The organism is Bacteroides caecimuris (assembly GCF_001688725.2).
Classification (GTDB): Bacteria; Bacteroidota; Bacteroidia; order Bacteroidales; family Bacteroidaceae; genus Bacteroides; species Bacteroides caecimuris.
Genome location: NZ_CP015401.2, coordinates 2776302 through 2791582, shown reverse-complemented (window position 1 = coordinate 2791582; position 15281 = coordinate 2776302). Strand labels below are relative to the sequence as shown.

The window sequence follows — 15281 nt, the reverse complement described above, 5'->3', positions numbered from 1 at the left end:
AATAAAACCAATGTTCATTAGAAAGGATTGTTTTCTGTATAACCTTTCGTATCGTAGTCGAATATCTTTGTAAGGGAACCGTCATGTTTGAATTTGACAGTTCCGACAGAACCGTTTCGATGTTTGGCTATAATCAATTCACCATAGTTGTAAATCTCATGCCCGGATGAATCCTTGACACTGATTCCGTAATATTCCGGACGATGAACGAATATAACCATGTCTGCATCCTGCTCAATGGCTCCCGATTCCCGAAGGTCTGCAAGAATAGGTTTTTTATCCTGTCGCTTGTCTACTTCCCGGTTGAGTTGTGACAGAAGGATAACAGGTACATTCAATTCTTTAGCGATAATCTTTGCTTCCCGGGACATCCGGGCTATTTCCTGTTCTCTGTTTCTTGTTCCATTTGAGCTTTCGGTTACCAACTGTAAATAGTCTATTATCACCATTCCACATTTGTTTTGTCGATGGTATAAACGGCACGTTGCACGGATGTAACTCATTCCTATAGCTGCGTTATCGTTTATTGTTATCGGTAAGCTGTATAAAATTCCCCCTATTGCCTTATCTATTTGCAGTAGCTCATCTTGGCTTATATTGCCGGACCTTAATTTGCTGGGATGTACATTGGATTCTGAAGCAATGAAACGTTCATACAGGCTGACAGAATCCATTTCTAAAGAGAAAATGACTACCGGAATACCTTGTCTAGCTGCTGACTTTCCAAAATGTAGAGATACAGCAGTTTTTCCCATGGCTGGGCGTGCTGCCAATACTATCAACTCGCCACCGTGCCAACCGGAATTTATATCGTTAAGGTCTTGTAGTCCGGTTGTTATTCCTGTCTGTTTCCCGCTACTATACAATCCCATCTTCCTCTCTATGTTTTTTAATGCGGACTGTGCAATGTCTTTAAATGACTGGGATTCACTTTGCCCGATTAAATCCTGCTGCATTTGCTCCAGTGCTTTCCCCGCATTGAAAAGGACGTCTCCGATATCTTCTGTATCATCATAGGCTTGCTGTTGGAGTATATGGGATAATTCAATGGCTTTCCGTTGTAGATATTTCTGTTTTACCATCAAAGCATGTTCGACGGCATGAAATGAATCAAACCCGTAATTGAGGGTTTCCGCTATGAAGTGCGGAGGCGCTTCTTCAATCTTCCCCATTGAGCGGACTTCGTTTGATACCGATACGATGTCACATGGTTTATTGCTTGCATAAAGCGACTGGATAGCATCATACAATACAGCGTACCGGTTATCATAAAACATATCTTTATTCAGTTCGGGAGATATGGCATCGAATACTTTGTCACCGCCAAAGTTAAGAAGTGAACCGATAACGGCTTGTTCTGCTTCAGGTGCGTTCGGCATTCCCTTAATTGGGGACGGTGTATACTTGTTTGTTTTCATCCTGTACCTCCTTTCTTCCGTGATTCTGCCACCAATAAGTAAACCTTCTCTTTGCATCCGATATGTTTGATATACTCTGTTCCTCTCCAATTGAAACGATATAAGCAATGAACTTATCTAACTGGTCGGGAAGCATAGAAATGAAAGACACGCCTAAAGTAGATTGCATACAAACGGATTCTTTCCAGATTTCATCTGATAGTAGTTGCTCTTTGATTGATTGGGGATTGAAAACTTTATTAGCTTCTTCTCTCTCATTCACACTCTCGCTCTCACTCACACTCTCGTTCGCACTCTCTACCAAATGAGAGAGAGTAAGAGAGAGAGTATCATTTACATTAACATTATCATTTACATTAACAGCTACGTTTGCTTGGCTTTGCTTAGCATCTTTAGCATTTGCTACGTTTGCTTGGCTTTGCTTGGAGTTTTCTGCCTTGGCTAATCCGCCAAGTCTTCCCGCTGCTCTTCTCTTTTCTACTTTTTCGTTCCACTTCTTGGTATTATCATCAATATGGGAGCGAAAAAAATTGAAAGCCATGCTAACAATAGGGGGCAAATCTATTATTGTTCCTGTTGAAGCATATTCGAAAATAGCGTCTAACAACGCTCCTTTTTGCTCTAAAGGAAGATCTTTTATGCACTTATAATCAGATGTGTATAATAAAAAACTATTCTTTCCCATTTCATTCACTTTTGGGTGTTACCAAACTCTTCCACCGATCGGGTATAGGGCGGATTTCTTTGAAAACTTCTTTACGTATTCCACGGAAGTGAGGTACTTTGCCATTAGTAATATAACTAATACCTGCAAGGCTTACTTTTATATGATCTTTATCAGGAAGTTTTCGCAACGCTTTTTCATAAAGTCGACATTCTTTATTAAGTTGTATACTATCCTTATTCATTATTACCTCCTTTCCAATCAATAGACATTTGCCGTTTGTTCGGTTCTAACCAATATAGTTTTCTTCTATCGTCCAGACGAACGTCTTTAATATCCCAGCCTTCATCATTACGGAGGGTGGAGATTACACGTCTGGCATCATTCGAATTTGTTTCAGCGTTAATTTCTTTTGCCGTTACTTTCCGGCCAGATAAGAAAATAGATCGTACCTGTTGAATTATTCGAGATGATTTGTTATCTTTGCTCCTGTTGTTGAGGAGATTGGCGGTCGTGGAGGCTGCCTTTTTCTTTTCTTTCATAGTCATGCCCTCCGATATTTGAATACGACCTGTTTTTTTACTGCCTCGTCGATAGCATCTGCTTCATACAGGATTCTACTACCTACACGTTTGGAGATAAGAAGTCCGTCTTTTGTTATTCTCGCCAATGTTGGCAAGGTGACATGAAGGATTTTAGCTGTTTCCTTTCGGGTGTAGAACTTTGGTTCTTTCTTGGCAGTTATAGACAAGACCCTTTCAGATACTCTGTCTACGATCACATCTACGAATGGAGCAAAGAAACTCATGATAATAGCTTGTTGGGTTGAATTTAATTCTTTCATAACTTTATTTTTATCTGTTATGAAGGTAGGCTGTGCACGTCCTTATCTTCAAATGCGAAGTTATATTGTGGCGACTGTGGCGCAACTGTGGCGCAACAAGGGAATTTTTAATTTTTGAATAAAAAAAATAACACACTAATACGATTGTGTATCAATGTGTTATATAAGTGACTGTAAAAAAGACTGTGGCGAAACTGTGGTGCGACTGTGGCGTAACTATTATTTTTTCTTCATAATTTCCCTTATTTTCTCTTTATTCAATTTGTTTTTGATATATTCAGCGACATTAGCACCACTACATTTTTGTTGAGTTGTATTTATGCTTTTTGCTGCATTTTCATACCAAGTATCATTCATGCAAACAGATAAGCAACTAATCATCCATTTTATTTTTGCTTTGTTTTTGCTCATTATACCATAGATAGATGAGAAATCTGCGTTTTCTACTAATGTGCTAAACTGTGCTCTTGATAGAATAAAGGCATCATTATTTAAAATTTCATAAACGTATGATATAACAGATTCATTGATTTCATAAGATGTATTAGGCTGTTTTTCTATTCTTTGTTTAATGGTAGTTCCTGTTGTATATTTTTCATTGGCAAAATAAGATTCAAATACACTAGGAGTTTGCAATATTATTTCCCAAGCTTTATATCTTTCTCCTTCATAAAATCCGGTTTCATACAACTTATTATCTGGATAGTATGTGCCATTTGGGGTACATACTCTAGGTAGGCTACTAAACCCTTTACAAGCTTTATTGATTATATATTCTTTCAAGGTTTCCGTATCATTGATAAATGGTTTAAAATCTTCATTATAGCCATTAAGGAAGCCTCGTGCATACTCTGTCAAATCAGGGATGACATTTATAACAAGACTGTCTTTATAATTTTCCTCCGTAATTCCATATCTTCCGATGTTCACTCTCATAATCTCCCATATAACCACTTTTTGCAATGGGATTTTCCCGTAATTATCCACATTTAAATAGATATATTGGCAACAACTAAGATATTCTTGTTGAAGTGATGGAGGGATTGACAGTATATGAATAAATCTCGGGTGCTTTTTGTATTGTTCCATAATCTATTATTGGGCTATTCTTAATTTTGTGAAATAATTCTCTTTAGCTGCTATCATGCTCTTTTCCGATTCATCTAGTTTGAGATATGTCTTTAGCTGCTGTTCGCTGCTGTGTCCGGTGATAGCCATTATAGAACTTAATGAAGCCCCGGCTTTATACATATTGGTTGCTAAGCTTCTTCGGCAGGTATGAGTTTTAAGAAGGTCGCAGAAACGTTTCTTTGCTGTATACTCCATCGCTCCCCGTTGTTCGTCTAACTCTACTATTTCCGTCCATCCTAAGGCCTCGCCAATCTCTTTGATATGGTCGTTTATCTTTTGGTCGTAGACTTTGGGTAGTGTACCGTTATATTTGTTAAGGATAGCCGCAACACGATAATCAAGAGGAATATAAACGATATTTCCGGTCTTTTCCTGTTTAAGTTTGATGTACTTATTGCCATCGGTAAGGGTAACTATCATTTTTGAATTGATGCGCTTATAATCACTTACTCGTTGCCCGGTCAGACAGCCGACTACAAACACATCTTTTATCTTTTCCCATGCCGGACGATTGGATAAATCGTACTCATAAAGTTCCTGTATTCGTTCTTCAGTCAAGTAGACATTATCAACATCTTTATAGATCACATCAAAACCAAACCGGACGTTTGCCGCATCCATAAGTTTAAGCTGCTCGGCTGCGTAACATATCGTTTTGCATATCTTCACCATGCGGGCGATAGTGTTGGGGGAATATTCCTTATCTGTGAGGAATGAGCGGAAGTCATTATAAAACTCTATTGTCAGGTCATCAAAATCAATAACCTTTAATCTTGTTTCCTGATACGCTTTAAACTGGGACTGAAAGCCTTTGTAGCTCTTGATTGTTCCAGGAGATATATTTGTGGTTCCTCCTTTCTTTTTCCGTTTTCCGGTTTCGCATTCGTGAATGAATTGTGCTATGAAGCCGTTGAAGTTGGTGGCCTGTTCTTCTTCCAGAGCTTTAGCCTCAGCTTCGGCCCGTTCTTTTTCGGCTGCTATCTGTTCAGCATATACTATTTCATGTATACGCTCTTTAGCCATGTCGGAAGTTATGGCTACACCATTTTTTATTAGTGCGTCAATCGTTGATGAAATAGCATCTAGTTTAAGGTAAAGTTCTTTTCCTTTGCCTGTCCTGAAAGCTGTTAGGGCTTTGGCTCCTGTTAAAGATTTGTTCCACTCTTTTATATCAACCTCTAATCCGGTAGATACTCGAATGTTAATCTTTGGAATCCTGTTTTGTATGCGAGCGTATAAGGTTGCATATCCTTCGCTTTTGTCAGTTCTTAAAATGAATGTTGCACCCATATTTTTACTTTTATAAGTTGGTACTACAAAGATAGAGATTCTTTTTGATTTGGTACTGCATTGGTACTACAAACTTTTATCTTATTTTATTCTATTTTCTTTATGTGATAAATAATTTGTTGTTTTTCAGTAGTTTATGGAAATAATGTTTTATCTAATAAATAAGGAAAATAAAGAAAAAGAGGTTCGCCAGGAACCTCACGAAACCCTTTCAGATGTTTTCTGAAAGGGTTTTTCTTTTGCTCATAACTAAAATGTTCCTCGGCTCAGTTGTAATTCTTGGGGGATTAATATTTGTAACTTCCATTTATGCATATACCTTTGCTAGCCTAAAAAGGAAGAATCTCATATCCACGACTCCTCTAAATGATGCCCTAAATGCTTTGATTTTATCATTAAATGCTTCTGCAGCTGCATTTGTGCTCCTGTTCACAAAGAAGTTTAAAATCCTTTCGTAATGGTTCTCAATAGAGTTTGCTACTGTTGTGAATGTATCGTATCCATATTCTTCAATCTTATTATACCATAGTGCCAGCTTTGCTCTTGCTACATCCTTGTCATAGTTTGTGGAAAATATCTTTCCCAACTCCAATGAGTAGTAATATACGTGCTTAATATCTTCAAACTGCTTGAAAAGTAATTCTGCCCTGATTTTCTGACTCTTGGTCCATTTATCAGGTGATTTAAATAATAAATATCTGCTTCTGGCCAATAATTGCCTGAGTGTATCTCCGTTTTCGAGTTCTTCCGCTTTATATACTTCCCCCTTCTCTTTTGCCGCTTTCATGGCTTTATTCTCCTCTTTTATCACTTGCCATCTATATGTAATGCGCAACTCTTGTACAGCTTCATATACAAGTTTTTGTACATGAAACCTATCAATCACCTGCATGGCACGTGGAAAGCACGTTTTCGCAATCTTTTGCATGCTCCCTGCCATATCCAGTGTGATTTCTTTGACTTGATTCCGCAGCTCCTGTGGCATCTTTGTAAGTACCGCAATGATATCATCGGTTTTAGTGCCCTGAATTACAGCTATAATAGAACCTTTCCTGCCTCGCTTATCTCTATTTATTAAGATGGTATAAAGATCTCCCTTGCTTAAAGCCGTCTCGTCAATACATAGGTGATAACCCATATTCTTTGGATAAAGGATATACTCTTGGGCATGTGCTCTCTGATCCCAATTCTGGAAGTCACTCAGGTGGTCCTTATATTGGCTTTGAAGCTGTTTGCCATCCATGCAGTAATGCTCGGCTACACTTTGGCAGCTAACAGCGTGATTATCCAAGTAATTCTTTTAAAAAAGCACCGAACTCAGCGGTTATGCGAGTACCGGTGGCTACCAAACTCCAGTCACGACTATACGTCTGCCCGGTGGATGGATCTTCCCAGCGACGACGCTTGATACGTAAATAAACGGCTTTACCACGGATAGGGAAGTCCTGAACTTCAATCTCAGGGAGGAAACCTTTTGAGTGAAGATGGAGATCAGAGTACTCGGAAGGAATAGTCGCTTTCTCCTCTAAATAAAGAATAAAGCAAGTATCCTGAGATACATGATTGACTAGGGTGAAGTAATCAAGGATTCCTGAAGGCAAGAACAAGCTTAAAGAAGCAACAGGATCAATCGTTTGGGAAGAGGATGTTTTCATGATGCAAAAATAAGAATTTTAACGCAATCCCCCAAATTTTCAGACTGAGCCTCATTAACAAAGAAATAAAAGAGTATAAATAAAAAAATGCTGTTTTACCTAATCGGTAAACAGCATTTTTATAGGAGAGCCTCTTGTCGGATTCGAACCAACGACCCCGAGATTACAAATCACGTGCTCTGGCCAACTGAGCTAAAGAGGCGTTTTTCTTTTGCGGGTGCAAAGGTATGAATTTCTTTTAAAAATGCAAATACATCGCATACTTTTTTTATATTTGCAAAGTTACCAATGATTAGATGAAAATGAAAATTATGAATGTATGTAGTATGGCGCTTCTAGCCATAGGTATATGTGCTTGTTCCGGACAGAAGAAAGGAACGCCGAATGTTGAAGTTGCAACAGATAGTGTAGAAGTAGCTACGGATGCTATATCTGTTCGGGCAGACAGTACAGGATATATTGTTCGGGTAGGAGAGATGGCTCCGGATTTTACGATTACCTTGACAGATGGTAAACAAGTGAGTCTATCTTCCCTTCGTGGAAAAGTTGTCATGTTGCAGTTCACTGCAAGTTGGTGTGGGGTTTGTCGTAAAGAAATGCCGTTTATTGAGAAGGATATTTGGTTAAAGCATAAAAATAATGCAGACTTTGCTTTAATTGGCATTGACCGTGACGAACCACTTGATAAAGTATTGGCTTTTGCTAAATCTACCGGAGTGACTTATCCGTTAGGACTGGATCCGGGAGCTGATATTTTTGCGAAATATGCATTGCGTGAATCCGGAATAACAAGAAATGTGTTAGTTGATAAGGAAGGAAGAATTGTAAAACTGACTCGTTTATATAATGAAGAAGAATTTGCTTCTCTTGTACAGAAGATTAATGAGATGCTGAAATGAAAGAAAGCCTTCATTAAGCGTTTCTGACGGAGCATTTATGAGCATATAAAAATAGTGACGCTATCCTGATGTGATGGCGTCACTATCTAATAATGAGCTTCTCAAGCAATGCTAAGTTTGACAAGGTAATCGTAATGTTTTCCTTCTTTTACCAGTTCTGCTTTGAAACCACATTCGGAAGCGTATAAGCTAAGAGTCTGAAAATCTACATATAACCAGTCGAATGTGTCTCCTTTTACATCTTTATATTGCATTTGGAAGTCAATCTCTCCATAATAATCTCCTGCCAGGTCGATGATTATGCTGCCGTCTTCTTCTTCAAAAAGATAGCGCAAATCGCTGGAATCCATGAGTATGCATCCTCCGGGACGGAGAATGCGTTTCATTCGTTGGAAGAATCCGGGCATATTATTCAGTCTTCCGATAATTCCGGAACCATTCATAAGCATCAGGATCGTATCGAATGTTTCGGTAAATGTTTCGTCAAAAAGGTTGATGAGGCGCGGATCGTTCACTCCGCGTTGTTGCATCACTTCGACGGATAACGGAGAAATATCAATGGCACACACCTCTTTTCCCATTTCCTGAAGTGCCAGTGCATGGCATCCGCTTCCGGCACCTACATCCAATATCCGCCCTGTAGCCATTTGTAGGGCGGTACGCTCTATTATAGGCATAGACTGTATATTACGGAACAATTCTTTGACGGGAATTTCATCTTCTTCAAATTGGGAAGAGAATACCCGCAAACGACCAGCTTTGTGATGGTTGAAATAATCAGAAATAGCGGCTCCCATCGGGTCCTTTTCTGCAGAAAGAGTTGTTATTGCCATTGGTGGTTATGATTGTTAACTCTGCAAAGATAAATAAATCCGCAGAAAAGGGTTATCTTTGTCGTCGGAAATGTTGAATACTAATAAATGATTATATGAATATAGAAGAAGCAATCATGGGTGGAATCGTCTTTAAAGGTAAGAAAGATAAGCCCAAAGAAGAGGAAAAAGTGAAGACGAAAGCGAAAAAAGCAACGTACATTCGTGGGCAGCATGGTTCGGGTGCAGCGAAGATGAAAGCAGATATCCGGAAGAAGAGAGCTAATCGTCATAAAAAATAAAAGAATGGTTATAAATATTATAATTTGTATAGTTGCTGTTATACTTCTATTGAGAGGTATTTTCCTTGTTACGTATATGTGGTTATTGTGGACGTTTTATTCCAAGATAATGACAACGTATAGTATGAAAGTATATGGAGAGGTAGTGGATATAGAGATGCAGGCAAAGTCTGATGGTATGAATATTACTGATGTATGTATACCCAAAATAAAGTATAAATTGGAGGGAGAAAAAGAAGTATATTGCCAATTTCTTCCTGCTGCTCCAAAGAATGAAGAGGAAAGGTATGTTTATGCTCATTTTTATCCCAAACAGTATCATATAGGTGATAAGGTTGTCGTATTTTATAATAAAAAAAAGAAAGATGATATATCTGTATTGCCAAGGATGCAAATGATTAAGCTGTTTATTAGCCATTTTGTCCTTGGTTGTTTTTTTATACGGGTGGCAATTTGGGGGCTATCTTTTGTTTTTTAGAAACAGCATAGGTTGTCCGAGAAAATTTTTAGAGACATTTATTGAGTATCTCTGCTTAGAAATACAAAAAAAGGCAACTAACTCGCAGTGAATTAGTTGCCTTTTTGTTTGTATTAAACGTCCCTTTTTAATCTGTTTAGCTTTTGGGAATCACTCCAAATTGTAACAAGGGTGATTTTTCTTTTTAGGGACTTTTGGGGACGTCCTCTCTTACTTCTGTGGAAGAATCTCAATCCAATAATCGTCCGGGTCATTGATGAAATAAAGCCCCATGGCAGTGTTCTCAAAACATACACAATTCATTTCTTTGTGATAAGCTCTGATTGCATCGTAATCACCGGCTACACGAAAGCAGAGATGGCTTTCGTTTTCTCCCAGTTCGTATGGAGCAGTATGATCTTTTAACCACGTCAATTCCAGCAAGAAACCTGTTTCGTTATCAGTCAGGTAGACTAGCGTGAACGAGCCGTCGGATGCTTCCTTCCGATGATGTTCTTTTAAACCGAGTGCTTTTTCATAAAAAGCGATACTCCGTTCCAGATTAGTGACGTTGATATTAAAATGGTCAAATTTACTTTTTATTTCCATGGTTGCGATTTTCCTTATTTTTTCATTAAGAGCTTCACGATTTCTCCAACATATGTGCGCGGTTGTCCGGCTTGCGGGGTTGTCTGTGAAGGTATTTTCTTACATTCGATAACAGCCGAAGGTGTTGTTTGGTTCGGAGCATACAATTTTAATGTATAGCTATCTGCCTTTTCTATTGCATCGTAAGCTTGATCGGGTGAAAGTGTGCAATAGGCAACTGCTTTTCCTAATTGATAATGATAACCAAGTGCGCTACCAGCATTTGCAGTCATATTGGTCATGTTGAATTCATCTTTTCCGATGCTAATTACTAATTTTCCGCTTCCCATCAAAGCATATACTTCACTCGGGATTTGTTTCAAATCAATTTCTATATAACCCGGCATATCAGCGGAAGCCTTGCCGGCAGGAGTAGCAGGAGTGAGAGTGGCAGCCGGAACAGTGGTTTGAGCAGGTTCGTCAGTGGTCACTTTTACGTCAGTCTTTTTATCTGCGCCACTAATGACAATCGGACCTGCGGCTGTAATGATGGATGGTTTTTGTTCTTCTTTCTTCTTTTTCTCTGTTTTCGGACGGGTATCAGGTGCTCCGAAAGCCACCGCTACATCCATAAATAGATCATCCGCGAAGTCTACGGTTTTTCTACGCCATTTAGCCAAGCCACGTATTAATTTAGTCTTGGTTTTATTGAGCGCATATTTATCAGTAATCCATTCTTCGGCTTTATATTTTTCTGTTTCACGATAAGTAAAACGAAGTTTTTCAAGCTCTACCAGGCAGTTTCCGGGTTTGCAGGTAACGGTTATCTGATAGTTCATTAATGTACGGTCTAATGACAAGGCGCTGGATTTGAAAACAATCCATTCTTCTCCGATACCGGCAATTGTCCCTTTTGCTTCGTCGGAGAAAACAATGCGGCTGTCGATATTTTGATTCTCTTTCAGGCGCTCATCCATCCACTTTGTCATTGTGTCGTAGATTTGTGCCTGACTCATTCCGGGAATCTGGAATTCTTTGGAAAATACTACTTTACCTTCTACTTCAGGAACAGCTCCTGCAAGGTACCTGGTGTCATCTTTCTTCTCTTTTGCAGAAGCTGCTTTCATTGCCATCGGCAACGAGAGAAACAGGGTAAGAAACAGAATTGTAAATTTATTCATAATTATAATGTGTTTATTTGGTAATTTCAAAACTTTCGCCCCTACGGGTGATGCTGATAAAACGGCATCCTGCATTTTCTGCAAAACTACGAAGCGCATTTCCTCCTTCATAATCTTCACTGAAGTGCATGGGCACAAATATAGTAGTTTTTATTTGTTCGATAAACTGTTTTGCCCCTTTCATGTAATCTTTTCCCATTCTCTGATCCACTGGAAATAGCACCAGATCGATGTTAGGCACTTTTTCTTTTAAATATTTAACTTCTGCAAGGAAGTCACCATTGGCTTTTCGTATCTCTTCTTCGGTCGATTCTTCACTCCAGTGCCAGTTGTTCAAGTCGCCGGCATGGAAGATACTCCAATCTTGTAAGTGAAGAAGGAACGAACTGCCGACATCTGTCGATCCGAAGGCGTCGATTCGGATCGTGTCGTCTTCGTAGTTTTCTCCTTTTTTAATATAGAAAGCATCTTCGGCTTTGGCACGGCGGGACTTCAGAATATCTTTGGAGAAGATATATTGAATGTCGGGGCGTTGCTCTTTCCAAGTCAATATCTCACGGTTAAAGTGATCGGGATGGAAATGGGTAGCCAATACGTACAGTTTACCCGGTCTTTGCAGGAGATAATCGTGCACGATTCCCCGGTTGTGTTCCGTTTCGGAAGAATCTTTGTAGTAATCGATGATAACGGTTGTGTCTTCCATTTCGATGGCGAAACCGCTGTGATAAATATAATCTAGTGTCATAGCTGACTATTTTATAGTTGCAATATTACGTATTCTAGTTGGAGTTGCCAAGAAAAATCGATGAAATCAAGGAGCAAGGCGACTGATTTTCCATTCTCCGTCCGGTTGTGAGGTGTATAGAAAGCGGGGCACCGGGAAGTTCACTTTCCCGCAACCCGCCTTTCGTATATTCCTGTCGGATATCTGCTATGTTTAATTTCGCCATAAGATTATCTGGCAGTTTTAGTTTATTATTTTTAATGATGAAATCACATAGGTACTTCTATTAATAGAATATGTGAGTCTTTCAATGTCTCTAGTTCAACGCTGTTCGTATCGTAAACACCCATGCCGTCACGGCGTTTCAGAACTTCACCGTCTACCACTATTTCTCCTTCAATAAGGAAGATATAGACGCCTGCATGACTTTGATGTATGTGATAACCTAATTTCTTCCCGGCTTCTACTTTGCCGATGGAGAACCAGGTATCTTGCAAAAGGGAAGCAGGTGTGCTACCGTCGGGAGATACGATGATTGCCAGTTCATTTGGACGCTCCAATTCTGCAATGCTGAAATCCTGATAAACGGGACGGGTGTTCCGTTCTTTCGGCATCATCCAGATCTGCAGGAATTCTTTCTCTTATTTGTTTATATGTTTGGTAAACAAAGGAAGAGACTTAAAAGTTTTATTTCTTCACTTCATTTAATGAAGGCTTATGATTGATAAAATCTTTTATGTTTTGCAGGGTGGTTGCAGCAATATTCTCCATTGCTTCATGTGTGAAAAAAGCTTGATGAGAAGTGACGATTACATTGTTGAACGAGAGCAAACGGGCGAGTACATCATCGTCGATGATGCGATCGGATTGATCTTCATAAAAGTATTCGCTTTCTTCCTCGTACACGTCCAGTCCTGCGGAACCTATTTTCTTGTTTTTCAACCCTTCAATCAGCGCATTGGTATGAATCAATTGCCCGCGACCGGTATTGATAATCATTACTCCGTCTTTCATTTTGCTGATAGAGTAGTCGTTTATCAGGTATTTGGTCTCTTCAGTGAGCGGACAGTGTAAGGAGATAATATCCGAATTGTGGTATAGTTCGTCCAGTGAAGTATAGACAATCTTCTCTTCCCGTGCGAAGTTATAATCAGGGTAGAGGTCATATGCCAGCACGTTCATGCCGAGACCTCTTAAAATATGAATTAATATTTTCGCTATTTTTCCTGTGCCGATGATACCTGCTGTTTTTCCATGCATGTCGAATCCCATCAGACCATGCAAGGAGAAATTGCCGTCTTTGGTACGCCAGGAGGCGCGGGGGATTTTACGATTCAACGACAGCATAAGAGCCACTGTGTATTCGGCAGTTGCATAGGGTGAATAAGCCGGTACGCGTACAACGGTAATTCCGGTTGCGGCAGCTGCATCCAAATCTACGTTGTTGAAACCTGCACATCGCAGTGCCAGCAGTTTTACTCCGTTAGCTGCCATGATACGGATTACTTCTGCATCGGCAACATCATTTACGAAGATGCATACAGCATCTGCACCTTGTGTCAGTAGTACATTGTTCTTATTCAGATTTCCTTTGTAATAGCGTATTTCAAATCCGAATTCTTTGTTTTTGTCATTGAAAGAGGACTCGTCATAAGGCTTTGTGCCGAAAAATGCAATTGTATAGGCCATAATAGTATTCTATAAATTATATAGTATTAAACATCGGAACAGGTGGATTTGTTTGCTTTCTGTACAGTAGTAAATATAGATTGTTTCATTAGAAACAGTTTGTTTTTTCAATTAAAATAGGCCGATGAATGAAAATAAATGCACAAACGTATCTTTCGTGTGCAATAATGTCGTATCTTTGCGCCCAAATAATTTTAAAAAAGATTTAGATGAGAAAAATTTCCTTGATTGGATTTGTAATGTTAATCGTTTCAATTCCAACTTTTGCCGGAGGTCTTCTGACAAATACTAATCAACACGCTGCTTTTCTTCGTATGTTATCTCGTGGTGCTACAATTGAAATAGATGGTGCTTTGTCTAATCCTGCTGGTTTGGCTTTTTTGCCGAATGATGGTTTCTATATGGGTTTGAGTATTCAGAGTGCTTTTCAAACAAGAAATATTGATGCTAGCTTTATGACATATAGTGGTCTTGATTTAAACCCTACCGCTCCTGTTCCTACCGTTTCCGACAAGTATTATAGTAAATATTATGAAGGAAAGGCTGCTGCTCCCATTATTCCGAGTGTATTTGCAGCTTATAAAAAAGGTGATTGGACTATTTCCGGTTTCTTTGCAATTACTGGTGGAGGTGGTAAAGCTTCATTTGATGACGGTTTGCCAATGTTTGAGTCGGTGGCTATGGCAGGTATCTTTCAGGAAAGTTTAAAAAAACATTTAACTTCTGGTGGAAAGAGCCCTATCGTTACTCCTGGTATGTATGACATTAGCACTGCTATGGATGGCAAGCAATATATCTATGCGTTACAATTAGGGTTATCCTATAAAATAAATGATTGGCTTTCTGCTTTTGCGGGAGGACGCATGAATTATTTTACTGGTGGTTATGTGGGCTTTTTGGATGCTAAAATGAAAGCAGACTTAGGAGGAGCCGACTTGATGCATTTGGCTTTAGACTGTGATCAGACAGGTTGGGGATTCACTCCCGTTATTGGTGTGGATGCTAAGTTGGGTAAATTGAATATTGGTGCTAAGTATGAATTCAAGACTAATCTTAATATAGAAAACAATACAAAAAAAATTGAAGCTTCTGTAGAGACGGATGCACTGGCACCTTTCAAGCATGGTGTGAACACTCCTAACGATATACCTTCCATGCTTTCAGTTGCAGCTGCTTATGAATTTCTACCTGTACTGCGTGCATCTGTAGAATACCATTTCTATGACGACAAAAAAGCAGGAATGGCTGATGGAAAGCAGAAGTATTTGACAAAGGGAACAAACGAATATCTAATGGGAGTCGAATGGGACATAATTAAACGATTGACTTTAAGTTGTGGTGGTCAGATTACGGATTATGGATTGTCTGACAACTTCCAAAGTGATACTAGTTTCTCTTGTGATTCTTATTCAATAGGTGTGGGTGCGAAATTGATGTTGAGTGAAAGAGCTGCTTTAAATGTAGGTTATATGTGGACTACTTATGAAGATTATACTAAAAAATCCCCAAATTACAATGGTACAGGGATATTCGGTACTAATGTATACAGCCGTACTAATAAAGTGTTTGGTGTGAGTGTGAACTATCAGTTCTAAATTTCTAATCCTTTATATATAGAAAAGAGGCT

General features: G+C 39.1%; 18 protein-coding genes, 1 tRNA gene and 2 pseudogenes. 4 read left to right on the top strand and 17 right to left on the bottom strand.

Annotated elements, in window-relative coordinates; translation table 11 throughout:
• Positions 1–17 precede the first annotated feature (17 nt).
• The 10 genes from dnaB to A4V03_RS12085 form a co-directional block, all read right to left on the bottom strand.
• Positions 18–1418, bottom strand: coding sequence for a replicative DNA helicase (gene dnaB / locus A4V03_RS12130; protein WP_065539078.1), 1401 nt, complete (start codon positions 1416–1418; stop codon positions 18–20).
• Positions 1384–2103 carry a DUF6291 domain-containing protein gene (locus tag A4V03_RS12125; protein WP_065539077.1) on the bottom strand — a complete coding sequence of 240 codons (720 nt, stop codon included), beginning with the start codon at positions 2101–2103 and terminating at the stop codon, positions 1384–1386. The genes dnaB and A4V03_RS12125 overlap by 35 nt, the downstream gene beginning before the upstream one ends.
• A 1-nt stretch (position 2104) precedes the next feature.
• Positions 2105–2326, bottom strand: a complete 222-nt coding sequence (locus A4V03_RS12120) for a hypothetical protein (RefSeq protein WP_065539076.1) — start codon at positions 2324–2326, stop codon at positions 2105–2107.
• Positions 2319–2630 (bottom strand): AbrB family transcriptional regulator, encoded by a 312-nt coding sequence (locus A4V03_RS12115; protein WP_084081147.1) that lies wholly within the window; start codon positions 2628–2630, stop codon positions 2319–2321. Before A4V03_RS12115 ends, A4V03_RS12120 begins: the two co-directional genes overlap by 8 nt.
• On the bottom strand, positions 2627–2926 hold the full coding sequence (locus A4V03_RS12110) for a helix-turn-helix domain-containing protein (RefSeq protein WP_065539075.1): 300 nt from the start codon (positions 2924–2926) through the stop codon (positions 2627–2629). Before A4V03_RS12110 ends, A4V03_RS12115 begins: the two co-directional genes overlap by 4 nt.
• A 219-nt stretch (positions 2927–3145) precedes the next feature.
• Complete coding sequence (locus A4V03_RS12105) at positions 3146–3862, bottom strand: hypothetical protein (protein WP_141243592.1); 717 nt, start codon at positions 3860–3862, stop codon at positions 3146–3148.
• 159 nt (positions 3863–4021) lie between these two features.
• The gene (locus A4V03_RS12100) at positions 4022–5347 is read right to left on the bottom strand and encodes a tyrosine-type recombinase/integrase (RefSeq protein WP_065539073.1); all 1326 of its coding nucleotides are present in this window, start codon (positions 5345–5347) and stop codon (positions 4022–4024) included.
• A gap of 307 nt (positions 5348–5654) precedes the next feature.
• A complete protein-coding gene (locus A4V03_RS12095) occupies positions 5655–6638 on the bottom strand; it encodes an ISAon1 family transposase (protein WP_236588618.1) in 984 nt (327 codons plus the stop codon).
• Positions 6631–7002, bottom strand: coding sequence for an ISAon1 family transposase N-terminal region protein (locus A4V03_RS12090; protein WP_065537581.1), 372 nt, complete (start codon positions 7000–7002; stop codon positions 6631–6633). The genes A4V03_RS12095 and A4V03_RS12090 overlap by 8 nt, the downstream gene beginning before the upstream one ends.
• A gap of 128 nt (positions 7003–7130) precedes the next feature.
• Positions 7131–7204 (bottom strand) — tRNA-Thr (locus A4V03_RS12085).
• Between the two features lie 94 nt (positions 7205–7298).
• On the opposite strand from A4V03_RS12085, the gene A4V03_RS12080 reads away from it, so the two are divergent.
• Entirely contained in the window at positions 7299–7901 is a 603-nt protein-coding gene (locus tag A4V03_RS12080) for a TlpA family protein disulfide reductase (protein WP_065539071.1), read from the top strand.
• Positions 7902–8002: 101 nt separating this feature from the next.
• Here A4V03_RS12080 and A4V03_RS12075 read toward each other — a convergent pair whose 3' ends face one another.
• Positions 8003–8734: a class I SAM-dependent methyltransferase gene (locus A4V03_RS12075; protein WP_065539070.1), complete on the bottom strand. Its 732-nt coding sequence runs from the start codon at positions 8732–8734 to the stop codon at positions 8003–8005.
• 95 nt (positions 8735–8829) lie between these two features.
• Here A4V03_RS12075 and A4V03_RS12070 point away from each other — a divergent pair, with 95 nt between their 5' ends.
• Positions 8830–9015, top strand: a complete 186-nt coding sequence (locus A4V03_RS12070) for a hypothetical protein (protein ID WP_065539069.1) — start codon at positions 8830–8832, stop codon at positions 9013–9015.
• Between the two features lie 124 nt (positions 9016–9139).
• Positions 9140–9493: a hypothetical protein gene (locus tag A4V03_RS12065; protein ID WP_430623210.1), complete on the top strand. Its 354-nt coding sequence runs from the start codon at positions 9140–9142 to the stop codon at positions 9491–9493.
• Positions 9494–9703: 210 nt separating this feature from the next.
• On the opposite strand, the gene A4V03_RS12060 is transcribed toward A4V03_RS12065, so the two are convergent.
• The 6 genes and pseudogenes from A4V03_RS12060 to A4V03_RS12040 all read right to left on the bottom strand — a co-directional run bounded on the left by A4V03_RS12060 (position 9704) and on the right by A4V03_RS12040 (position 13654).
• Entirely contained in the window at positions 9704–10081 is a 378-nt protein-coding gene (locus A4V03_RS12060; RefSeq protein ID WP_004304308.1) for a VOC family protein, read from the bottom strand.
• A 14-nt stretch (positions 10082–10095) separates the two neighbouring features.
• On the bottom strand, positions 10096–11241 hold the full coding sequence (locus tag A4V03_RS12055; RefSeq protein ID WP_065539067.1) for a DUF4468 domain-containing protein: 1146 nt from the start codon (positions 11239–11241) through the stop codon (positions 10096–10098).
• A gap of 13 nt (positions 11242–11254) precedes the next feature.
• Positions 11255–11986, bottom strand: a complete 732-nt coding sequence (locus A4V03_RS12050) for an MBL fold metallo-hydrolase (RefSeq protein WP_065539066.1) — start codon at positions 11984–11986, stop codon at positions 11255–11257.
• 115 nt (positions 11987–12101) lie between these two features.
• Positions 12102–12191 (bottom strand): annotated as a pseudogene (locus A4V03_RS20795) (pyridoxamine 5'-phosphate oxidase); the annotation flags it as partial.
• 43 nt (positions 12192–12234) lie between these two features.
• Positions 12235–12600, bottom strand: a pseudogene (locus A4V03_RS12045) (pirin family protein); the annotation flags it as partial.
• 52 nt (positions 12601–12652) lie between these two features.
• Complete coding sequence (locus A4V03_RS12040) at positions 12653–13654, bottom strand: 2-hydroxyacid dehydrogenase (RefSeq protein WP_065539065.1); 1002 nt, start codon at positions 13652–13654, stop codon at positions 12653–12655.
• 209 nt (positions 13655–13863) lie between these two features.
• Between A4V03_RS12040 and A4V03_RS12035 the strand changes: the two genes are divergently transcribed.
• On the top strand, positions 13864–15249 hold the full coding sequence (locus A4V03_RS12035; RefSeq protein WP_065539064.1) for an OmpP1/FadL family transporter: 1386 nt from the start codon (positions 13864–13866) through the stop codon (positions 15247–15249).
• The last annotated feature ends 32 nt before the right edge of the window (positions 15250–15281 follow it).